This window comes from Ralstonia pickettii, assembly GCF_001699815.1.
Taxonomy (GTDB): Bacteria; Pseudomonadota; Gammaproteobacteria; order Burkholderiales; family Burkholderiaceae; genus Ralstonia; species Ralstonia thomasii.
The window spans coordinates 40,934-62,306 of the sequence record NZ_MCGB01000025.1; the positions used below are offsets into that span (position 1 = coordinate 40,934).

Genomic DNA, 21,373 nt, shown 5'->3' on the forward strand with positions numbered 1-21,373 from the left:
GGGCTACTTCAGCGAGAAATCAACCCGCGTCGTCTTGCCCTTGTCCTTGATGCCTTCTGCGTTGAGCTTGGGGGCGACAACAAAGAGGCGCCCCGGATCCACGCGTTCAGCAAGTGCAACATGCACCGCATTCGCCCGACGCTGCGCGAGCTCACGCAAATCCGCATCCGTCACTTGCACGTTGGTTTCCATTAGCTTGCGCATCTCGTCGGGCGGCAAGGATTTGGCCAGCCCGATCACGTTGCGCGGTTTCGGGAATTTGGCGGCTTTGTATGCGCGTTCAAGGTACTTGTTCTCCTCTTCCGGCTTGACGGTGGTATCTGCCTCAGCAGCGTCGCCGGCGTCCTTGAGTTTCTGCTCGCGAATCTGACGGTTCACGGCTTCCCGGCGCAGGCCGTCGCGGTCGAATTCCGGATCGACGCGGCCGATGATGTCGACCTTCAGCGCCGGGCGGTCCTTCAGCGCAGTGCCGAGCTTGTCGAGCTTGGCCAAGGACGCCTGGCCGATGTTCGACGTGCCGGGGTCGAACTCGATGTAGCCGAGTTCTTCGCCGCCGCTGCCGCCAAACGCGCTGGCCAGCAGCGAGAACGGCGCCGTCACGGCGCGCGCGATGAGGTTGACGAATGCACGCAGGATGACGCCGCCGATGCTGAACTGTGGGTCATCGAGCGAGCCCGATACCGGCACGCGCACGTCGATCTCGCCGCGCGAATTCTTCAGCAGCGCCACTGCCAGCCGCACCGGCAGATTGGTCGCGTCCTTACTTTCTACGCGGTCGCCGAAGGTGAGCTGGTCGATGAAGATGTGGTTGTCGGCGGTCAACTTGCCCTGGTCGAGCAGGTAGTGCAGATCCATCGTCAGCTTGCCCTTGGTGATCGGGTAGCCGGCGTACTTGGCGGAGTAGGGCGTGAGGTTGGTCAGTTCCACGCCGTCGGCCTTGGCCGTCAGGTCGACAAAGGCCATGGGAGCGAGCGGGTTCACCTTGCCGTGGATGTCCACCGGTGCCGTGCTGTCGACACTGCCGCGCAGCGTCACATCTGCGGGTGTCTGGTTGGCCGCCGTGCTGATCGTACCGATCGAGCCTCCGATGGCGGTCAGGTTGGCGGTGTAGTTCGGCTTGACGAAGTTGTCGGTGAAGCGGATGTTGCCGTCCTGCAGCGTGATGGCGTCAACGCGCAGGTCGGCGCCGCCGGCTTTGGGCGTGGGGCCCGTGGCTGTGACGGTGACGGCCGATGCGGGTGCCGCAGTCGGAGCCGAAGCCGTCACGGGCGCGGCTGCCGGGGCGGAAGCCGCTGCGGCCGATGCCGATGCAGGTTCGCTTTGCGTCAGCGAGCGTCGCTCCTCGGTCGGCTGCACGCGGATGTCCTGCAGGTTCAGGCGCCCATTCGGGTTGATGATGATCCGCGCGTAGAACGTCGACAGCGCCATCGCTCCCACCCGCACGCGCGGCGTAGTGCCGTCGTAGTTGGCCTGGATGCGGTTGAGCGCGAGCGAGCGCCAGCGCAGGAAGTCATCCGAACTCACGCGGTCTTGCAGGCGGACGTTGCCCAGTGTCGCGTTGCCCTGGTAGTTCACCGTCAGCGCCTTGCCCTGGTTGAGCACGAGGCGCCCGTCCATCGATAGCAGCGCGCTGGTGATGGCCGCGTTCAACGACTTGTCCAGATACGGATCGAAGCCTGCCAGCGACAGGTTCTGCGAGTTCACGCGCAGGTCGGCCTTGAGCGGCTGCGGCACGACCTCGCCGCGCACATCGAGCTTGCCCTTGGCACCCAGCCCTGCGCCAATCTGCACGCTGACCGGTTTGCCGAGATCGGAGGAGGCGTTCTGCACGACCACGTTCAGCGGCTCGACACGCACCTTGACCGGGCGCGAGTTCGATTGGTCTTCAAAGCCGACAGCGCTGTTGTCCAGCTTCAGCGTTTGTACGGTCACTGCCCAGGGTTTTTCGGCCGGCGCGTTCGACTTTGCGCTGGACTTGGCCGGCGCTGTCGACTTGCCCGCCACCGATTGCGGACCATCGAGCAGCGTCAACGTGGTTGTGCCGTCCTTCTTGCGCAACGCATCGATCTGCAGGCCATCGGCGCGCACTTCGTTCAGGGCGATGGTGCGGGCGCTCAGGTCAAAGCGCTTCACCTCTGCGCGCAGCAGCTTGGCTCGCAGCGCGGTGTCCTTGCCCGTGGCCGGCGCCAGTGACAGGTCGGCCAGGCTTGCGGTCAGCGGTTCCGCGCGCACGTTGAATTTGTCCGGCCCGAATTCGAGCGCCACCTTGCCGTCGGCCGATAGCGCACCGCTCTGCAATTGCGGTGCGCCCGCCTGGCGCAGATACGGGCTGATGCCGACCAGCTTCACGCCGTCCAGCTTCAGTTCCAGCTCGCCGGTGTTCTTCTCCAGCGATGTGTTGCCTTTGACATTGAGCGTGCCGCCTTGCGCCAGCTTGGCGCCCACATCGAGCGAGGTCGGACCGCCCAACGTACGCACGCGAATGTCGCCGTGGAGGTCTTCCAGTATCAGGTCGGCAGCCGGCTGCGTGGTCGCGTCACGCCAGTGGACGGTGCTGTTGGTCAGTTGCAGCTTGTTGACCGCCACATCCAACGGTTTCGGCTTGGCGGTGGTCGCGGCCTCGGCCGTGGCAGCTTTCGCTTCGGCAGGTGCCGGCTTGCCGGCGAGTTGCGCGAAATTGATCGCTCCATCCGCACCGCGCGTGGCGTTAACGCGCACGCCATCCAGCGTCAGCGCATCGAGGTGGAACACGTTGTCGAGCGGGCGCACGTCGGCAAGCGTTGCGCGCACCTGCTTGGCGGCCACCAGTGGCGCTTTCCTGGCGTCGACCACTTCGAGGTTGTCGAGGCCGGTCGTGCCATGCACGCGCAGCACTGGTGTGCCGCTCTTGGGCTTCTGGAAGTCGATCGTCAGGTCGGTCGTCAGCTTGCCTTGTGGAACCGCCACCGGCAGCGGGCCGGGTACGTAGCCGAGATAGCGGGGCAGATCCAGTCCGTCGATCTTGACGTTGAGGTTCGATTCGAGCGAATCGGCAAACGGCTTTGTCTTGCCCGCGAAATGCAGCGGCGCGCCGTCGATGCGGGCAACCAGCAAAGGCTGCACGAAGATGTCCACGTCTGCCGGCAGGCTCGCCACGAAAGGCACGCCGATCTGCAAGCCCTCCACCTTGTGTTGCCCGCCGAGCGGCTGGTCGACAAAGTCGATGGCGCCGTTGGTCAACTGCAGATTGGCAAAGACGAAACGTGCCGGCTCGTTCGACTTGGGCTTGGGCGCGGTTTCCGGCTGGCTTAGCTTGTCGACGATGTCGGAGAAGTTGAAACGCTGTTCGGCGGTGCGCACGATACGCACGTGCGGCGCATCGATGCTGAGTTCTTCAATCACGGGCGCGCGGCGGAAGATCGAACTCCACGACGCGTTCACATGCAGATGGCCGACATCGACGAACGGCGTCTTGCCGTCGCGCTCGGCAATGTGGAGCTGGTCGACATCAAGCCGCAGCGTGTATGGGTTGATGCTGATCTTGCCGACCGAAACCGGCCGTTCCAGGAGCTGGCTGAGCTGCGTTTGCGCCAGGTGGTGCAGCAACGGCGGGCCGCCGAATGCACCCAGTAGCCCGAACATCACCAGAAAGATCAGCACGCCGATCCCGATGCGCTTGGTGCGACGCGACGTGCCGACCTGCGCCGCGCGTTGCCAGCCGGCCGTACCGCGCAGGCGATCAAGCCGTGCGCGCCAGCCGGCGGTATTCGATTGCAGATCGGGGCGCGAATCGGGGGAGGAGCTCATGCTGGTGTCGGTCCGGCCACGGCGTGGCCTACTTCGTCAGTCGATTGACCGCCACGTCCCGACGGGAGGCAGCGGTCCTGAAAGGTGTGGCGCCCGGGCATTCACCTGGGCATTGTGGTCAAGCGCGTTGCGACTCGAGCAGCAGCGGAATCAGCTCGGCCGCGCTGGCGATCAGCGCATCGGCGCGCCATTCCGCTGGCGATGGCCCATTACCACAATAGCCGTAACTGGCCGCAATGGTAGGCATGCCGGCAGCGCGGCCGGCTTCGATATCGCGCAGGTCATCGCCCACGTAGACGATCTGTCGTGCGTCGATGCCGATGGATTCGGCCGCATGCAGCAGTGGGGCGGGGTGGGGCTTGGCGTGCGGCGTCGTGTCGCCCGCAACGACGCACGCCGGCGGCACCGGCAACGGCAACCGTGCAACCAGCGGTACCGTCAGGCGGCCCGACTTGTTGGTGACGATCCCCCAGGGGACGCCCGCCCTCCCCAGTTCGACCAGCACTTCGGCCATGCCCGGAAACAGCTGCGTACGCACACAGATTTCCGCCTCGTAGTTGGCGAGAAACGCCAGCCGTAGCGACTCGAACTCCGCATCCCCTGGCCTAACACCGAAGGCCACGCCGATCAGTCCGCGGGCACCATGCGAGGCGACCGGGCGCAGCGCTTCGTAGTCCACCGGTTCGAGGCCACGATCAGTGCGCACCTTGTTGGCCGCGGCGGCCAGATCGGGGGCCGTGTCCGCAAGTGTGCCGTCCAGGTCGAACAGCACCGCGCCCAGCGGATCGGGAAACTGGCGCGCCGTCATGCCTCGGCCGGACGGCGCGTTGCCATCAAATAGTTGACGCTGGCGTCCTGCGTGAGGGCATAGCGGCCGGTGATCGGGTTGTATTCGAGCCCGCACATCTCTTGAGCCTGGAGCCCGGCCCCCCGTACGAACGCGCTCAGCTCCGACGGGCGAATGAACTTGGCGTAGTCATGCGTGCCGCGCGGCAGCATGTTGAGCACGTATTCCGCGCCAATGACCGCCAGCAGATAGGCCTTGGCGTTCCGGTGGATGGTCGAGAAAAACACGTATCCGCCCGGTTTTACCAGCGTCGCGCACGCACGCACAACAGACGCCGGATCGGGCACATGTTCGAGCATCTCCATGCAAGTAACGACATCGAAGCTGGCCGGCTCGCGTGCGGCCAAGGCTTCTGCGGCAATCTCCTCGTAATCGACGGTAACGCCCGCCTCGAGACTATGCAGGTCGGCGACACGCAGCGCTTTGCGGGACAGGTCGATGCCTTTGACGTCGGCGCCGGCACGCGCCATGCTCTCTGAAAGGATGCCGCCGCCGCAGCCCACGTCGACGATGCGTTTGCCGGCCAGCGGGGCGATCGACTGAATCCAGCCGAGGCGCAGCGGATTGATTTCGTGCAGGGGTTTGAACTCGCTGTTCGGATCCCACCAGCGGTGGGCGAGTTCGCTGAATTTTTCGAGTTCGCCGGGATCGGCGTTCGCGTGAGTGGTCGTCATGTTGCGCTGCGCCATGGCATATCGGCTAGGTGAGGAAATGTACCAAAAAGCGTCGCCCCAACCAAATCAAGGGGTTTGCGAAAAGGTTTCACATTGAAACAGAGGTGAACAAACGCGCATGCTTTTCCTCAAACTGTCACCTTCGTTCAAGGAGAGATCAATGAAATCCAAACAAATTCTGATTGGGCTGGGTGTTGCGGGCCTGACGGTGCTGGCAGGCTGCGCTGCGCCGGGTTACGGGGGTGGCTATAACGGTGGGTACGCTCAACAGCCTCCGGCCTATGGCGGCCAACCGCAGCAAACGGGGGCCCTCTATGGCCGCGTGGAATCGATCCAGCCGATGCAGGCCCCGGCAAATAGCCCGGGCATTTTAGGCACGATCATCGGCGGTGTGGCCGGCGGTATTCTGGGTCACCAAGTTGGCGGCGGTACGGGCAACACAGTCGCAACCATTGGCGGCGCAGCACTGGGTGCCTATGCTGGCAACCAAGTCGAACAGCGCGCAGGAGCGGGCGGCCAAACCGTGTACCGCATCACTGTCCGCCTCGATGATGGCCGCGTCGCGACCGTCACGCAACGAAACCCGAACAATCTGCGCGTGGGCGATCGCGCCATGGTTGCTAACGACCAGGCGACACCTTCCTATCAATAAGAAGGGCGGTCATGAAAAAGGGGCATCGGGTGCCCCAAACAGAAAAAGCGATGGCGCATTTTGCGTCATCGTTTTTTTTGGCGCCTATTTCCGCAGCGGCCTCGGGGAAGGCGTCCGGCGACGCAGATGTACAGGCGAAAAAAAGCCCAGCGACAGCTGGGCTTTTTTCCGGTGTGAACCGAATTACTGAGCCTTGCGGGTGCCGACCACTTCGACGTCCACGCGGCGGTTCGGTTGCTGGCAGGCGATTTGTGCCTTGCGAGCGCCCTTGCACGACTTCGGATCAACCTTCAGCTGACGCTTGCCCTTGCCTTCCGTGTAGACACGGTTGGCTTCGATGCCCTTGCTGACCAGGTAGCCCTTGACGGCTTCAGCACGACGGACCGACAGGCGGTCGTTGTACTTGTCCGAACCGAACGAGTCGGTGTGGCCAACGGCGATCACGACTTCCAGGTTGATACCATTCAGCTTCGAGACCAGGTCGTCCAGCTTGGCCTTGCCTTCCGGCTTCAGCACAGCCTTGTCGAAATCGAACAGGGTGTCAGCAGCGAACGTAACCTTTTCGCTCGACACAACCGGAGCAGCCGGAGCAGCCGGAGCAGCGGTCGGAGCAGCAGCCGGAGCCAGAGCGCCGTCGCACTGAGCGTTGGCGGTTGCCGGCGTCCAGAAGCCATTGCGCCAGCACAGTTCGTTCGTGCCGTTCTTCCAGACCCACTCGCTCGTGCCGTTACCCCAGTTGTCGTTGACGGCCTTCTTTTCGTAGGGCACCGACTGAGCGTAAGCGGACGCAGCCATGGCTACCGCAGCTGCAGCGAACGCGAGCTTGGCAAATTTTTTCATATTTCTCCTCTCAGGATGAGATCACCGCAGAAGACTGCGAGCAGATGGGACGAAAACAAGTCATACATTCTTCGGAGTATAACATTCTCGGTGTGGTGAAGGCTCCACTTCGAACAATGTCTGCCTCTTCGCTGGGGGATTGTGCCACAAGCACGCACTCCTAAAAAGCAAATATAAGCGATTCGAACGGGGCGCCATGGCCTTGTGGTGTGTACGCAACAAGGCAGGAAATGCCTCGCAAACCCTTATGGGGACTGGCTCCCCGGTTTTGCCCCCGCTCGCAGGGAACGTGCCCGGGGTTGACGATGCGTCGCTCGCGCGTATGAGGGAAGGGGGCTTGCGGCATGGTAAAATGTTCTGTTATTCGCGCAACCGCAGCGTCCTGCAGTGCGCATTGCTGTGCTCACTAGGGACCTCCCACCGTTCGCCCAATGGATCAATTCGCCAAAGAGACACTCCCGGTATCGCTCGAAGAAGAAATGCGCAGCTCGTATCTCGCTTACGCCATGAGCGTAATCGTGGGCCGCGCGCTTCCAGATGTGCGGGATGGTCTCAAGCCGGTGCATCGCCGTGCGCTTTACTCGATGCACGAGCTGAACAACGACTGGAATCGCCCCTATAAGAAGTCTGCCCGTATTGTCGGGGATGTGATCGGTAAGTATCACCCCCACGGCGACACTGCTGTATACGACACCATCGTGCGGATGGCGCAGAACTTCTCGCTGCGCTACATGCTGGTCGACGGCCAAGGCAACTTCGGCTCCGTCGATGGCGACAACGCCGCGGCGATGCGTTACACCGAAATCCGCCTGTCGAAGATTGCCCACGAACTGCTGGCCGACCTCGACAAGGAAACCGTCAATTTTGAGCCGAACTACGACGGTTCCGAAACTGAACCGTCCGTTCTGCCGGCCCGCATCCCCAACTTGCTGATCAACGGTTCGTCCGGGATCGCGGTGGGTATGGCGACGAACATTCCGCCGCATAACCTGAATGAAGTCGTCGATGGCTGCCTCCACTTGCTGCGCAATCCGGAAGCGACGGTCGACGAGCTGATCGAGCTGATCCCGGCGCCGGACTTCCCAACGGCAGGCATCATCTACGGCATTTCGGGTGTCCGCGAGGGCTATCGCACCGGCCGCGGCCGTGTGGTGATGCGCGCCAAGACGCACTTCGAGGATATCGACCGCGGCCAGCGCCAGGCGATCATCGTCGACGAGCTGCCGTATCAGGTTAACAAGCGCACGCTGCTCGAGCGCATCGCCGAGCTGGTCACCGAAAAGCGCATCGAAGGCATTTCCGACATTCGCGATGAGTCGGACAAGTCCGGCATGCGCGTGGTGATCGAACTCAAGCGCGGCGAGGTGCCAGAGGTCGTGCTCAACAACCTCTATAAGAATACGCAGCTGCAGGACACGTTCGGTATGAACATGGTCGCGCTTGTCGACGGCCAGCCACGCCTGCTGAACCTGCGCCAGATGCTTGAGTGCTTCCTGCTGCACCGCCGCGAGGTGGTGACGCGTCGCACGGTATTCGACCTGCGCAAGGCACGCGAGCGCGGCCACATCCTTGAAGGTCTGGCTGTTGCACTGGCCAACATCGACGAATTCATCGCCATCATCAAGGCTGCGCCGACCCCGCCGGTTGCCAAGGCTGAGCTGATGAACCGCAGTTGGGATTCGGGCCTCGTGCGCGACATGCTCGTTCGCGCCGAGAGCGAAACCTCCGGCGGTGGCGCCGCGTATCGTCCGGAAGGTCTGCTGCCGGTGTTTGGTATGCAGGGCGACGGCTTGTACAGGCTGTCGGATACGCAAGCGCAGGAAATTCTGCAGATGCGCCTGCAACGCCTCACCGGGCTGGAGCAGGACAAGATCGTCCAGGAATACCGCGAAGTGATGGCGCAGATCGCCGATCTGTTGGACATCCTGGCTAGGCCGGAGCGCATTACCGCCATCATCGTCGAGGAACTCACCGCGATCCGCGCTGAGTTTGGCGATGAGCGTCGCTCGCAGATTGAGCACAATGCCACCGAGTTGGATACAGAAGACCTCATTACGCCGCAGGATCTGGTGGTGACGCTGTCCCACAGCGGCTACATGAAGAGTCAGCCGATTTCCGAATACCGGGCGCAAAAGCGTGGCGGCCGCGGCAAGCAAGCTGCGGCGACGAAGGAAGACGATTGGATCGACACGCTATTCGTCGCCAACACGCACGATTACATTCTCTGCTTCTCGAACCGCGGCCGTCTGTATTGGCTGAAGGTGTGGGAGGTGCCTCAGGGCAGCCGTAACTCGCGCGGGCGCCCGATCGTCAATATGTTCCCGCTGTCGCCGGGCGAGAAGATCAACGTGATCCTGCCGGTGAAGCAGTTCGACGAGCAGCACTTCGTGTTCATGGCGACCTCCAAGGGGACGGTCAAGAAGACGGCGCTGACGGAATTCTCGAACCCACGCAAGGCCGGCATCATCGCGGTCGATCTGGACGAGGGCGACTTCCTGATCGGCGCGGACATTACCGACGGCCAGCACGACGTCATGTTGTTCTCCGACGCAGGCAAGGCGGTGCGCTTCGATGAAAACGACGTGCGCCCGATGGGTCGCCAGGCACGCGGCGTTCGCGGTATGAACCTGGAAGAGACGCAGCAAGTGATTGCCATGCTGGTGGCGCCCGCGGAAACCGAGGGCGAGGGCGCTCAGTCGGTCGCCGGTAGCGTGCTGACCGCCACCGAGAACGGCTACGGTAAGCGCACACCGATCTCGGAGTACACCCGGCACGGCCGCGGCACGAAGGGCATGATCGCCATCCAGACCTCCGAGCGTAACGGCAAGGTCGTGGCCGCCGCGCTGGTGGCGCCTGAAGACGAAATCATGCTGATCACGACGGGCGGGGTGCTGATCCGCACGCGCGTGGATGAGATCCGTGAAATGGGTCGCGCCACGCAGGGCGTCACGCTCATCTCGGTGGGTGAGGGCAACAAGCTGTCCGGGCTGCAACGGGTGATGGAGTCCGACGCTGAAGGCGCGGAGAGTATCGAGGGCGCTGATGCGGCGGACGCCGCCCCGGATGCCGATGCACAGGCGGATGACAGCAGCGAGACATAATTAGAAACATCTTTTGCTTGCCGTTGGGCGCAGTTCTGTCATGATGCCGGACCTGTGCGCGGCAAGGGCCTGGAACTTTTGCATCACACGCCCGGCCTAAACGCAACGCTTATCTCAAGGGAGCAACAATGCACAAGAGTCTCAAACTCAAACATCTGATCGTGGTGGCTGGTTTCGCTCCGCTGTTTGCGTTCGCGCAGGCTGGCGACGCTGACAAGACGGCTGCCATCAAGGACCTGCTGACGACGATGAACGTCGACGCGGCCATCAAGGGTCAGGGTGAAGTGTTGGCCAGCGGCGCTAAGCAGGAAGCCCCGCTGGTGCTGGAGCAGGCACTGGTCGAGAACAAGACTCTGAACGACAAGCAGAAGCAAGCCGCTGTCGACAAGCTGAAGAAGAACGGCGCCGTGCAGCGCATGACCGACGGCGCTGGCAAGGACTTCGACACGGAAGCCTTCCGCAAGGACGCCCTGCAAGCCCACTATGACTCGCTGGGCAAGTACTACTCGACCCAGGAAATCAAGGATCTGACCACGTTCCTGAAAACGCCGAGCGGCCAGAAGTTCATGGCTAACCAAGGCAAGGCCATGCAGGAAGTGTGGGGCAACGTGATGCAGAAGTACGGTCCGCAAGTCGGCAAGAAGATGCGCGACATGGCTGACAAGGAAGTTGCCGCTGCTGCGAAGTAATTGACCGGCATAGGCAGACGATCGGGGCACAATCCCCCTCGGGCTGTCAGTTGGTAGATAATGGCTGCTCGGGTTTGCGCCCAGACAGCCATTTTTCTTTTGCCCTTCGTCCTATGAACCAAGCGGATCGAGCCCTCCAAGCCAGCCAGGCGCGTGTGTACAACTTTTCGGCAGGGCCGGCAGTGCTGCCGCTCGAGGTGCTGGAACAGGCGAAGGAGGAGATGGTGTCCTGGCACGGCAGCGGCATGAGCGTGATGGAAATGAGCCATCGCGGGCGGGAATTTGAAAACATTCTGGCGGCAGCGTTCAGCGATTTGCGGCAGTTGCTGGCCGTGCCGGACAACTACGAAATTCTCTTCCTGCAAGGCGGCGCCATCGCCGAGAACGCCATCGTTCCGCTGAACCTGATGCGTCGGCTCTCGGCCGATGCTCCGAAGGCTGACTACGTCGTCACCGGTACGTGGTCGGTCAAGTCGCAGCAGGAGGCGCGCAAGTACGGCGAGGTGAACATCGCCGCCACCAGCGAGACCGAGCGCTTCCACAAGATCCCGGATGTGTCGAGCTGGAAGCTGTCCTCGGACGCGGCCTACGTGCACCTGTGCACGAACGAGACCATTGTCGGCGTTGAATATCAGGAGACGCCTGACGTCGGTCAGGCGCACGGGCGAGTGGTGGTGTCTGATGTGTCGAGCCACATCCTTTCGCGGCCGATCGACTGGAACGGCTACCAGGTCCTGTACGGCGGCGCGCAGAAAAACATCGGCCCTGCCGGCCTGACGATTGCCATCGTCCGCAAGGACCTTCTGGGTCATGCGCACCCTCTGTGCCCGTCGGCATTCAACTGGCGCCTCGTGGCCGAGAACGGCTCGATGTACAACACGCCGCCCACTTACGCCATCTACATCGCGGGGCTTGTGTTCCAGTGGATCAAGCGCCAAGGTGGCGTGGAAGCGCTGGAGACGCGCAACATCATCAAGTCGAAGATGCTGTACGACTTCATCGACGCCAGCAGCTTCTACCGCAATGAAATCCATCCAACGTGCCGGTCGCGCATGAACGTGCCGTTCTTCCTCAACGACGAGTCCCGCAGCGAGGCGTTCCTCGCGCAGGCGCGCGAGCGGGGGCTGGTGCAGCTCAAGGGCCACAAGTCCGTGGGCGGCATGCGGGCGAGCATCTACAACGCGATGCCGCTGGAGGGTGTTGAGGCGCTGGTCGACTTCATGCGCGAGTTTGAAAGAGTGTCCGCGTAAGGCTGACCCTCAATCACGGCAGAACATTGCGTGAAGCGCCCGCTTCGCGCGGCAATTTGCAATCCGTTGCCGAACCCGATTCCTACAATGACCAGTCAGTCAGACGATACGAAGCAAAACAAGGACGCCGCGTTGGCGGCCGAGCTTGCGCCGTTGCGCACGCAGATCGACGCCATCGACAACCAGCTGCTTTCGCTGCTTTCCGACCGCGCCAAGGTGGCGCAGGAAGTGGGCGAGGTGAAGAAGCGCTATTCGTCGCCGGCGTTCCGGCCGGACCGCGAGCTGCAGGTCATCCGGAAGATGCAGTCGGGCAATCAAGGGCCGCTGCACGACGAGAGCATCGCCGCCATCTGGCGTGAGGTGATGTCGGCTTGCCGCGGCCTGGAGCAGGCGCTGCGCATCGGCTACCTCGGCCCGGCGGGCACGTTCTCGGAGCAGGCGGTGATTGCGCATTTCGGCCACGAAATCCAGCCGATGCCGTGCCCGAGCATCGACGAGGTGTTTCGTGCGGCGGAGTCCGGCACGGTCGATTGCGGCGTGGTGCCGGTTGAAAATTCGACGGAAGGCGTGGTGTCGCGCACGCTCGACCTGTTTTTGCAAACGTCGCTGAAAATCAGCGGCGAGATCGCGCTGCGGGTGCACCATAACCTGTTGCACAAGACGGGCGACATGTCGCAGGTGAAGGTGGTGCGTGCGCATGCGCAGGCGCTGGCGCAATGCCAACGGTGGTTGAACACGAATTATCCGAATCTGCCGCGCGAGGCCGTGTCGAGCAACGCAGAGGCCGCGCGCATGGCCGGTGAGGACGAAACCGTTGCCGCGCTGGCAAGCGTGCAGGCGGCCAACCGCTACGGTCTGCACGTGGTGCGTGCCAATGTGGAAGACGATCCGCACAACCGCACGCGCTTTGTCGTGATCGGCAACTACGAAACGGAGCCGAGCGGGCGTGATCAGACGTCGTTGATTTTGTCGGTGCCGAACGAGGCCGGTGCCGTGTACAAGTTGCTGGCCCCGCTGGCAGAGAACGGCGTGTCGATGTGCCGTTTCGAGTCGCGTCCGGCGCGCAGCGGCGCCTGGGAGTACTACTTCTACGTCGATGTGGAAGGCCATCAGCGTGACCCGCAAGTGGCGCGCGCGCTGGAAAAGCTGCGTCATGACGCGGCGTATTTCAAAGTGTTGGGGTCCTATCCCTCAGCACATTGAGGGATTCAAGGCGCTCTGCACGGGCAGAGCGTCGATAACGGAGGAGCACCCCATGTCTTTGCAGTTCGGCCCCGAGTATGTCCGCGCCATCGCCCCTTATGTGGCCGGCAAGCCGATTTCCGAAGTGGCACGCGAATTCGGCCTGGATGCCGCGCGCATCGTCAAGCTGGCGTCCAACGAAAACCCGCTGGGCATGCCGAAGTCAGCCAAGAACGCGATGGCCTCGGCCATTAATGAACTGGCGCGCTATCCGGATGCCAACGGCTTCAGCCTGAAGGCCGCGCTGCATGCCAAGTTTGGCGTGCCGGAAACATGGATCACGCTCGGCAACGGCAGCAATGACATCCTCGAACTGGCCGCTCGCGCGCTGGTGTCGCCTGGGCAGGCTGTGATGTATGCGCAGCACTCGTTTGCCGTGTATGCGCTGGCCGCGCAGGAGGTGGGCGCGCGTGCGATCGAGGTGCCGGCCCGCGATTACGGCCACGATCTTGACGCGATGGCCGCTGCAATCACGCCGGACACCCGCCTGATCTACATCGCCAACCCAAACAACCCGACTGGCACGTTCCTGCCGGCCGATGCGATTGCGGCGTTCCTGGCGAAGGTGCCGCCGACGGTGGTCGTCGTGCTGGACGAGGCGTACAACGAATTCCTCAAGCCGGAGCAGCAGTACGACTCCACCGCGTGGGTGCGCCAATACCCGAACCTGCTGGTGTCGCGGACGTTCTCCAAGGCGTACGGGCTGGCTGGCTTGCGTGTGGGTTATGGCATTGCGCAACCGCAGTTGACCGATCTGCTCAACCGCATCCGTCAGCCGTTCAACGTCAACAGCTTGGCGCAGGCGGCCGCGGTGGCAGCGCTCAATGATGCGGAATTCCTGTGTCAATCGGCTGAACTGAACGCTGCCGGCTACGTGCAGTTGACGGACGCGTTCGATCGGCTGGGCCTTGAATACGTGCCGTCATCGGGCAATTTTGTCTTGGTGCGTGTGGGTGACGATAACGGCGCCGGTGCGCGCGTGAACGTTGCGTTGCTCAAGCAAGGTGTGATCGTGCGCCCGGTCGGCAACTACGGCTTGCCGCAATGGCTGCGCATCAGCATCGGCTTGCCGGAAGAGAACGCCACGTTCATCGGCGCACTGGAGTCGGCGCTGGCGCGGGAAAAAGCCGCCGCGTAACTTCAGCCGCAACCGCCACAGCGCCCCGCATCAGGCATCGGGCGCCGCGTACATCGGGCTACAATGCCGCTTTGCTTTTTTTCTGGCAGGACGGTGTTGTGGCCTCTTCATTTTCCAGTTCCCGGTTGGTGATTGTTGGCGTCGGCCTGATTGGCGGTTCGCTGGCGCTGGGCTTGCGTCGTGCGGGGGTAGTCGAGCATGTTGTGGGCGTCGGGCGATCGGCTGCGTCGCTTGAGACGGCGATCCGTCTGGGCGTGATCGACGAAGCCTTGCCGATGGAAGAGGCCGTGCGCGGCGCCGACATGGTCGTGCTATGCGCGCCTGTCGCGCAGACGTTGCCGTTGCTGCTCGCCATGCAGCCGCATCTCGGGCCGGACACCATCGTTACGGATGCCGGCAGCACCAAGTCCGACGTCATCATGGCGGCCAAGACGGCGCTGGGCGATCAGGTCAGCCAGTTCGTGCCAGCGCATCCGATTGCCGGCCGTGAGTTGAATGGCGTGGAGGCGGCGCTGGCTGACCTCTATGTCGGCAAGAAGACCGTGCTGTGCCCACTGCAGGAAAACCGGCGCAGCGATGTCGCACGTGTGCAGGCCATGTGGGAAGCGGCGGGCGCGCATTGCCACATCATGTCGGCCGTGCAGCACGACGCCGTGTTCGCCGCCGTGAGCCACCTGCCGCACGTGCTGTCGTACGCGCTGGTCGCCCAGATCATCAATGCCGAAGACGGTGCGCTCAAACTCGATTTCGCCGGTGGTGGCTTCCGCGATTTCACGCGCATCGCGGCATCGTCGCCCGAAATGTGGCGTGACATCTGCCTGTCGAATCGCGAGGCGCTGCTGCGCGAGCTCACCACCTACGAAGCCGTGATCGGCCGCCTGAAGACAATGATTGCCGAGCGCGATGGCGATGCACTCGAGCGCGTGTTCCGCCGTGCCAGCGAAGCGCGTCTGGCGTGGCCGCAACGCGTGGCGCCAGGAAATGCCGCCGGCGCACAATCCGAATAACGTTTTGTTTTGAACTGAGTGGATTCATGGAACATCTCGACGTCGGCCCGCTGAAGACGGCGCGCGGCACCATCAAGCTGCCGGGCTCGAAGAGCATCTCCAACCGCGTGCTGCTGCTGGCTGCACTCGCGCAGGGCGAGACGGTGGTGCGCGACCTGCTTGACTCCGACGACACGCGCGTCATGCTCGACGCGCTTGGCAAGCTGGGCGTCTCGGTCGAAGGCCAGGGCGAGAACGCATACCGCGTCACCGGCACCGGCGGCCGCTTCCCGAACACGTCGGCCGATCTGTTCATGGGCAACGCCGGCACAGCCATCCGTCCGCTGACAGCCGCGCTGGCGCTGCAAGGTGGCGAGTACACGCTGCACGGCGTGCCGCGCATGCACGAGCGTCCGATCGGCGATCTGGTCGACGGCCTGCGCCAGGTCGGTGCGCGCATCGACTACACGGGCAATGAGGGTTATCCGCCGCTGGCGATCCACGCCGCGCCGGTCAAGATCGACGCACCGATCCGCGTGCGCGGCGATGTGTCGAGCCAGTTCCTGACGGCATTGCTGATGGCGCTGCCGCTCGTCGAGTCTGCCGGCAACGTCACCATCGAAGTGGTTGGCGAGTTGATTTCCAAGCCTTACATCGAAATCACGCTGAACCTGATGGCGCGCTTCGGCGTGCAGGTCGCGCGAGATGGCTGGTCGTCGTTCACCGTGCCGACCGGCGTGGCTTACACGGCGCCGGGAGAGATCTTTGTGGAGGGCGATGCTTCCTCCGCGTCGTACTTCCTGGCCGCTGGTGCGCTCGGCGGCGGGCCGGTGCGTGTGGAGGGCGTCGGCATGTCCAGCATCCAGGGTGATGTCCGCTTTGCCGACGCGCTGAATCGCATGGGCGCCAACGTGATGGCCGGCGGCAACTGGATCGAAGTGCGCGGCGCCGAACGCGACGACGGCAAGCTGCACGCTGTCGAGTTGGATTGCAACCACATTCCAGATGCGGCCATGACGCTGGCGGTGGCTGCGTTGTTTGCTGACGGCACGACTACCTTGACGAACATCGCAAGCTGGCGCGTCAAGGAAACCGACCGCCTGAGCGCCATGGCCACCGAACTGCGCAAGCTTGGCGCCGAGGTTGAAGAGGGCGCGGACTACATTCGCGTGACGCCTCCGTCGCAATGGACGCCGCCGGCCGGTGGCATCGACACCTACGATGACCATCGCATGGCGATGGCTTTCTCGCTGGCAGCGTTCGGCCCGGTGCCGGTCCGTATCAACGACCCGCGCTGCGTCGCCAAGACGTTCCCGGAATATTTCACGGCGTTCGGCGGCATCACCGCCTGAACCGCAATTAACTGCACGCACTTCATCATGTCCGACACCGCTGCTTCCATGCCGTACCCGGTCATCACCATCGACGGTCCGACCGCATCTGGCAAGGGCACGGTCGCTCACCAGATCGCTGATCTGCTCGGTTTTCACTTGCTTGATAGCGGGTCGCTGTACCGGTTGGTGGCGCTTGCCAGCATGCGCGAGAACATCGACGACCACGACGTTGAAAGTCTCGTGCGTATCGCCCGCGAACTGGATGTGCGCTTTAAGGCGGATCGCATCTGGCTCAAGGGCGAAGATGTGAGCTTGGCCCTGCGCCATGAGTCCGTTGGCAATCAAGCTTCGGCCATCGCCGTGCATGGCGCGGTGCGGGAGGCGTTGCATGCACGCCAGCGCGCGTTCCTGGAGGCGCCCGGCCTCGTGGCCGATGGCCGCGACATGGGCACGGTGGTTTTCCCCGAAGCAGTGCTCAAGGTGTTTCTGACGGCAAGCGTGCAGGCACGCGCCGAGCGGCGCTATAAACAATTGATTGCAAAGGGTTTTTCTGCTACAGTGGAAAGTCTTTCGCAGGACTTGGAGGCGCGTGATTTGCGGGATCGCACCCGCAGTGTCGCGCCGTTGCGTCCGGCGCAAGATGCGCGACAACTGGATTCGTCCGACATGACTGTCGATGAAGTCGTCGCGCAAGTACTGGACTGGTACCGTCAGGTGCAGGGCGCCAACAAGGCAAACTGACCCGGCTGAACCGGTTCGATCGGTGCCGGTGGCATATCGCTGCCGGCGGTTGTTCAACTCGTAACCCCGCATGCGTGTCTTCGCCCATTCTGTGCGAAAGCAATGCGAGGCATGTTCTGCGGATGCCTATTTTTTATGTCCCAAACTAACGAATCTTTTGCCGCCCTGTTCGAAGAGTCGATCGCCAAGTCCAATATGAAGGCTGGCGAAGTGATCTCTGCGGAAGTTGTGCGTATTGACCACAACTTCGTCGTTGTGAACGCGGGCCTGAAGTCTGAAGCTTTTGTTCCGGTCGAAGAGTTCCTGAACGATCAGGGCGAGCTGGAAGTGCAAGTCGGCGACTACGTTTCGGTCGCAATCGACGCGCTGGAAAACGGCTACGGCGACACCATCCTGTCGCGCGACAAGGCCAAGCGTCTGGCTTCGTGGCTGAACCTTGAGAAGGCACTGGAATCCGGCGAGATCATCTCCGGTACCGTGACCGGCAAGGTCAAGGGCGGCCTGACCGTCATGGTCAACGGTATTCGTGCATTCCTGCCGGGTTCGCTCGTCGACGTGCGTCCGATCAAGGACACCACGCCGTACGAAGGCAAGACCCTCGAATTCAAGGTCATCAAGCTGGACCGCAAGCGCAACAACGTTGTGCTGTCGCGCCGTGCCGTGGTTGAAGCCACGCTGGGCGAAGAGCGTCAGAAGCTGATGGAAACGCTCAAGGAAGGTGCGATCGTCAACGGTATCGTCAAGAACATCACCGACTACGGCGCGTTCGTGGATCTGGGTGGCATCGACGGTCTGCTGCACATCACCGACCTGGCATGGCGTCGTGTCCGTCACCCGAGCGAAGTGCTGTCGGTTGGCCAGGAAATCACCGCCAAGATCCTCAAGTTCGACCAAGAGAAGAACCGCGTCTCGCTGGGCGTCAAGCAGTTGGGCGAAGATCCGTGGGTCGGCATCTCGCGCCGCTACCCGCAAGGCACCCGCCTGTTCGGCAAGGTCACCAACCTGACCGACTACGGCGCGTTTGTAGAGATCGAAGCCGGTATCGAAGGCCTGGTCCACGTGTCGGAAATGGACTGGACGAACAAGAACGTGGCCCCGTCGAAGGTTGTCCAGCTGGGCGACGAAGTGGAAGTCATGGTTCTGGATATCGACGAAGACAAACGTCGTATCAGCCTGGGCATGAAGCAGTGCAAGGCCAACCCGTGGGACGATTTCGCACGCAACCAGAAGAAGGGCGACAAGCTGGCTGGCCAGATCAAGTCGATCACCGACTTCGGCGTGTTCATCGGTCTGCCGGGCGGCATCGACGGCCTGGTGCACCTGTCGGACCTGTCGTGGCAAGAGACTGGCGAAGAAGCCGTTCGCAAGTACAAGAAGGGCGACGAAGTGGAAGCCGTTGTGCTGGCCATCGATGTCGACAAGGAACGCATCTCGCTGGGTATCAAGCAACTGTCGGGCGATCCGTTCAACAACTTCATCTCGACCAACGACAAGGGTTCGATCGTGCAGGTCACGATCAAGGCCGTTGATCCGAAGGGTGCCGTGGTGCAGCTGGCTGACGACGTGGAAGGCTACCTGCGCGCCTCGGAAATCTCGAGCGACCGCGTGGAAGATGCCCGCAACGTGCTGAAGGAAGGCGAAACGATGACCGCGATGATCGTCAACATCGATCGTAAGTCGCGCAACATCAACGTCTCCATCAAGGCGAAGGACAGCGCCGACCAACAGGAAGCGATGCAGAAGTTCTCGGCGGATACCGGCGCAGCTGGTACCACGAATCTCGGCGCGCTGCTGAAGGCCAAGCTGAACGAGACCAACCAGTAAGCATCCACCGGGTCGACCCTAAAGAACGACGAGGACGCGCGCACGATGCCCATGACCAAGTCCGAACTCGTGGAAAAGCTGGCCGCTCGCTTTCCGCAGCTGCTGCTGCGGGATGCGGATATCGCGGTTAAGACGATCCTCGATGCGATGTCCGACGCCTTGGCGGACGGCCACCGCATCGAGATCCGCGGATTTGGCAGTTTTGGTCTGAATCGTCGTCCGCCGCGTGTCGGTCGCAATCCCAAGTCTGGCGAGAAGGTGCTGGTACCCGAAAAGCGGGTACCGCATTTCAAGGCCGGCAAGGAGTTGCGCGAACGGGTTGACCGCAGCCTTGAGCGACAAGGCGAGCCTTCTTCGGAGGGCGAGTCTGCCGTGTCGCTCGCGGCTGTAAAGGCTGCGCGACAGGTTGACAGCTCCCGCCAGGCTGCCGGTTTTCCGGTAGACACGGCGGTGCCGCTGGCCATGTCGCGCTGAGGCCAGGTAGCACTTGGTAGTTTCAGGAACGCCCCGCTTGCCGGGGCGTTTTTTGTTTAGGCAATGCTTGTCTGCCGCCAAGCCTGGCGTGGCTGGCCGCCATGTGAATCCGCTACAATGCGGCACAACTCGGCAATCGTGCCGCATCCGGCTGCTGCACCGCCGCCCGTTTCCGAATCCGCATGAAATTTCTCGTCTGGGTCATCCGCATCTTGTTGTTTGTGCTGCTCTTCGTGCTGGCACTGCACAACACGGCGGAAGTCTCGCTCGTGCTGCCGTTTGGCGTGGTCTGGCACGCACCGTTGATCTTGATTGCCTTGGCGTTCTTTGTTGCCGGCATCTTGCTGGCCATGCTGGCGATGGCGCCGCGCGTGATGCGGCATCGCTTTACGGCAAGCCGCCTGCGTCGCCAGATCGGTCGCATGAAGAAGGCCGAAGAGGTGACCGAGGTGCCGACGCCCGTGGTTGCCGACTCTCCGTATCACGTTCCCGGCCCCAAGGTCTGACGCATGGATTTTGATCTCTGGTGGCTGTTGGCCATCCCGCTGGTGTTTGGCTTGGGCTGGGCGGCTGCCCGACTCGATGCCCGCCAGTTGCGCACCGAACAATCGTCGCTGCCGCGCTCGTATTTCAAGGGCCTGAATTTCCTGCTCAACGAGCAGCCGGACAAGGCCATCGACGCTTTCATTGAAGTTGCGCGGCTGGACCCGGAGACTACCGAGTTGCACTTTGCGCTCGGCAGCCTGTTTCGTCGGCGCGGCGAAACCGAACGCGCCATTCGCGTTCACCAAAATCTCGTCAATCGCCCCGATCTGCCCCCCAATGAGCGCGATCACGCGTTGTTTGAACTGGGGCAGGATTTCCTGCGCGCGGGCTTGCTGGATCGCGCCGAGGAATCCCTGCGCATGCTGATGGAAGGCACATTTGCCGAGCCAGCCAAGCGCGTGCTGCTGGAGTTGTACGAAGTCGAGAAAGAGTGGCGCAAAGCCATTGAAGCTGCGCGTGAATTGCAGAAGCTGCAAGGCAAGGATTACGCCGTGCAAATCGCGCAGTTCTGCTGCGAGGTCGCGCAGGAAGCGCTGCAGCGCAAGGACGTGCCGACCGCCATCGAATGGTTGGAACGTGCCCTTCAGGAGAATCCCAAGAATGTGCGAGCCACCATTCAGTTGGGCGATGTGTCGCAAGGGCAGGGCGATGTTGAAGGCGCCATCAAGCGTTGGCGTAGCATCGAACAGCAAAACACTGCGTTCTTGCCCTTGGTGGCCGAACGGCTGATGAAGGCGTACACGCAGCTTGGTCGTGCCGCAGAGGGGCTCGCCTGGTTGCGCTCCAAGATGGACGCACGGCTGGGCCCCGAACTGCTCGATACAGTCTACAAATACGAACTGGACGTGCACGGTATCGACGATGCCGTGGCGCTGATGCGCGACCAGATCCGCCGTCAGCCCTCGTTGGTGGCGCTGACGCGGCTGGTGGAAGCCGAGGCGACGCGCGCGTCCGAGGCGGTCGGCCATGAAGCACCTGCGACGGCCGACGTAGCCGAGAGTGCGTTGGCGGATCCGGTTGAGGCGGGCAGCAATGCTGACATCCAGCGCGCGCAGGATCTCGGCGCGATTCGCGATCTGCTGCAAAGCCGTACGCGCAACCTGGCGCGCTATACCTGCCAGGAGTGCGGATTCCGTGCGCGCCTGTTCTATTGGCAGTGCCCGGGCTGCAACCGCTGGGAAACGTATGCTCCGCGTCGTACCGAGACGCTCGGCGGCAGTGGCGGCGCCAGCATGTAATTCAGTCCGGC

The 21,373-nt window shown here is 62.6% G+C and carries 17 protein-coding genes; 13 read left to right on the forward strand and 4 right to left on the reverse strand.

Annotated features, from left to right (window positions below):
- Positions 1-3: 3 nt before the first annotated feature.
- The 3 genes from BEK68_RS03330 to ubiG all read right to left on the reverse strand — a co-directional run bounded on the left by BEK68_RS03330 (position 4) and on the right by ubiG (position 5,307).
- Positions 4-3,786: a DUF748 domain-containing protein gene (locus tag BEK68_RS03330; protein WP_012435132.1), complete on the reverse strand. Its 3,783-nt coding sequence runs from the start codon at positions 3,784-3,786 to the stop codon at positions 4-6.
- Positions 3,787-3,904: 118 nt separating this feature from the next.
- The gene (locus BEK68_RS03335) at positions 3,905-4,594 is read right to left on the reverse strand and encodes an HAD family hydrolase (RefSeq protein WP_012435133.1); all 690 of its coding nucleotides are present in this window, start codon (positions 4,592-4,594) and stop codon (positions 3,905-3,907) included.
- Positions 4,591-5,307: a bifunctional 2-polyprenyl-6-hydroxyphenol methylase/3-demethylubiquinol 3-O-methyltransferase UbiG gene (gene ubiG / locus BEK68_RS03340; protein WP_024542248.1), complete on the reverse strand. Its 717-nt coding sequence runs from the start codon at positions 5,305-5,307 to the stop codon at positions 4,591-4,593. The genes BEK68_RS03335 and ubiG overlap by 4 nt, the downstream gene beginning before the upstream one ends.
- Before the next feature lie 160 nt (positions 5,308-5,467).
- Here ubiG and BEK68_RS03345 point away from each other — a divergent pair, with 160 nt between their 5' ends.
- On the forward strand, positions 5,468-5,959 hold the full coding sequence (locus tag BEK68_RS03345) for a glycine zipper 2TM domain-containing protein (protein WP_012435135.1): 492 nt from the start codon (positions 5,468-5,470) through the stop codon (positions 5,957-5,959).
- 183 nt (positions 5,960-6,142) lie between these two features.
- On the opposite strand, the gene ompA is transcribed toward BEK68_RS03345, so the two are convergent.
- Positions 6,143-6,799, reverse strand: a complete 657-nt coding sequence (gene ompA / locus BEK68_RS03350; protein WP_004629211.1) for an outer membrane protein OmpA — start codon at positions 6,797-6,799, stop codon at positions 6,143-6,145.
- Between the two features lie 431 nt (positions 6,800-7,230).
- On the opposite strand from ompA, the gene gyrA reads away from it, so the two are divergent.
- The 12 genes from gyrA (at position 7,231) to lapB (ending at position 21,362) form a co-directional block, all read left to right on the forward strand.
- The gene (gene gyrA / locus BEK68_RS03355) at positions 7,231-9,900 is read left to right on the forward strand and encodes a DNA gyrase subunit A (protein WP_012435136.1); all 2,670 of its coding nucleotides are present in this window, start codon (positions 7,231-7,233) and stop codon (positions 9,898-9,900) included.
- 128 nt (positions 9,901-10,028) lie between these two features.
- A complete protein-coding gene (locus BEK68_RS03360) occupies positions 10,029-10,589 on the forward strand; it encodes a DUF2059 domain-containing protein (RefSeq protein WP_004629209.1) in 561 nt (186 codons plus the stop codon).
- Positions 10,590-10,702: 113 nt separating this feature from the next.
- Positions 10,703-11,839, forward strand: coding sequence for a 3-phosphoserine/phosphohydroxythreonine transaminase (gene serC / locus BEK68_RS03365; RefSeq protein ID WP_012435137.1), 1,137 nt, complete (start codon positions 10,703-10,705; stop codon positions 11,837-11,839).
- Between the two features lie 87 nt (positions 11,840-11,926).
- The gene (pheA, locus tag BEK68_RS03370) at positions 11,927-13,042 is read left to right on the forward strand and encodes a prephenate dehydratase (RefSeq protein WP_004629206.1); all 1,116 of its coding nucleotides are present in this window, start codon (positions 11,927-11,929) and stop codon (positions 13,040-13,042) included.
- Positions 13,043-13,094: 52 nt separating this feature from the next.
- Entirely contained in the window at positions 13,095-14,219 is a 1,125-nt protein-coding gene (gene hisC, locus BEK68_RS03375) for a histidinol-phosphate transaminase (protein ID WP_012435138.1), read from the forward strand.
- Positions 14,220-14,317: 98 nt separating this feature from the next.
- Positions 14,318-15,226 carry a prephenate dehydrogenase gene (locus BEK68_RS03380; RefSeq protein WP_012435139.1) on the forward strand — a complete coding sequence of 303 codons (909 nt, stop codon included), beginning with the start codon at positions 14,318-14,320 and terminating at the stop codon, positions 15,224-15,226.
- A 26-nt stretch (positions 15,227-15,252) separates the two neighbouring features.
- Positions 15,253-16,557, forward strand: a complete 1,305-nt coding sequence (aroA, locus tag BEK68_RS03385) for a 3-phosphoshikimate 1-carboxyvinyltransferase (protein ID WP_012435140.1) — start codon at positions 15,253-15,255, stop codon at positions 16,555-16,557.
- A gap of 27 nt (positions 16,558-16,584) precedes the next feature.
- A complete protein-coding gene (cmk, locus tag BEK68_RS03390) occupies positions 16,585-17,280 on the forward strand; it encodes a (d)CMP kinase (protein WP_004629197.1) in 696 nt (231 codons plus the stop codon).
- A gap of 135 nt (positions 17,281-17,415) precedes the next feature.
- On the forward strand, positions 17,416-19,104 hold the full coding sequence (rpsA, locus tag BEK68_RS03395; protein ID WP_004629196.1) for a 30S ribosomal protein S1: 1,689 nt from the start codon (positions 17,416-17,418) through the stop codon (positions 19,102-19,104).
- A 45-nt stretch (positions 19,105-19,149) separates the two neighbouring features.
- A complete protein-coding gene (locus tag BEK68_RS03400) occupies positions 19,150-19,578 on the forward strand; it encodes an integration host factor subunit beta (protein ID WP_004629193.1) in 429 nt (142 codons plus the stop codon).
- Between the two features lie 182 nt (positions 19,579-19,760).
- Entirely contained in the window at positions 19,761-20,084 is a 324-nt protein-coding gene (locus BEK68_RS03405) for a LapA family protein (RefSeq protein ID WP_004629192.1), read from the forward strand.
- Positions 20,085-20,087: 3 nt separating this feature from the next.
- The gene (gene lapB / locus BEK68_RS03410) at positions 20,088-21,362 is read left to right on the forward strand and encodes a lipopolysaccharide assembly protein LapB (protein ID WP_004629189.1); all 1,275 of its coding nucleotides are present in this window, start codon (positions 20,088-20,090) and stop codon (positions 21,360-21,362) included.
- Positions 21,363-21,373 lie beyond the last annotated feature (11 nt).

Excerpts from the sequence above, each read along its gene's own strand:
- BEK68_RS03330 (WP_012435132.1), bottom strand. The coding sequence starts at position 3,786 with ATGAGCTCCTCCCCCGATTCGCGCCCCGATCTGCAATCGAATACCGCC.
- BEK68_RS03335 (WP_012435133.1), bottom strand. The coding sequence starts at position 4,594 with ATGACGGCGCGCCAGTTTCCCGATCCGCTGGGCGCGGTGCTGTTCGAC.
- ubiG (WP_024542248.1), bottom strand. The coding sequence starts at position 5,307 with ATGACGACCACTCACGCGAACGCCGATCCCGGCGAACTCGAAAAATTC.
- BEK68_RS03345 (WP_012435135.1), top strand. The coding sequence starts at position 5,468 with ATGAAATCCAAACAAATTCTGATTGGGCTGGGTGTTGCGGGCCTGACG.
- ompA (WP_004629211.1), bottom strand. The coding sequence starts at position 6,799 with ATGAAAAAATTTGCCAAGCTCGCGTTCGCTGCAGCTGCGGTAGCCATG.
- gyrA (WP_012435136.1), top strand. The coding sequence starts at position 7,231 with ATGGATCAATTCGCCAAAGAGACACTCCCGGTATCGCTCGAAGAAGAA.
- BEK68_RS03360 (WP_004629209.1), top strand. The coding sequence starts at position 10,029 with ATGCACAAGAGTCTCAAACTCAAACATCTGATCGTGGTGGCTGGTTTC.
- serC (WP_012435137.1), top strand. The coding sequence starts at position 10,703 with ATGAACCAAGCGGATCGAGCCCTCCAAGCCAGCCAGGCGCGTGTGTAC.
- pheA (WP_004629206.1), top strand. The coding sequence starts at position 11,927 with ATGACCAGTCAGTCAGACGATACGAAGCAAAACAAGGACGCCGCGTTG.
- hisC (WP_012435138.1), top strand. The coding sequence starts at position 13,095 with ATGTCTTTGCAGTTCGGCCCCGAGTATGTCCGCGCCATCGCCCCTTAT.
- aroA (WP_012435140.1), top strand. The coding sequence starts at position 15,253 with ATGGAACATCTCGACGTCGGCCCGCTGAAGACGGCGCGCGGCACCATC.
- cmk (WP_004629197.1), top strand. The coding sequence starts at position 16,585 with ATGTCCGACACCGCTGCTTCCATGCCGTACCCGGTCATCACCATCGAC.
- rpsA (WP_004629196.1), top strand. The coding sequence starts at position 17,416 with ATGTCCCAAACTAACGAATCTTTTGCCGCCCTGTTCGAAGAGTCGATC.
- BEK68_RS03400 (WP_004629193.1), top strand. The coding sequence starts at position 19,150 with ATGCCCATGACCAAGTCCGAACTCGTGGAAAAGCTGGCCGCTCGCTTT.
- BEK68_RS03405 (WP_004629192.1), top strand. The coding sequence starts at position 19,761 with ATGAAATTTCTCGTCTGGGTCATCCGCATCTTGTTGTTTGTGCTGCTC.
- lapB (WP_004629189.1), top strand. The coding sequence starts at position 20,088 with ATGGATTTTGATCTCTGGTGGCTGTTGGCCATCCCGCTGGTGTTTGGC.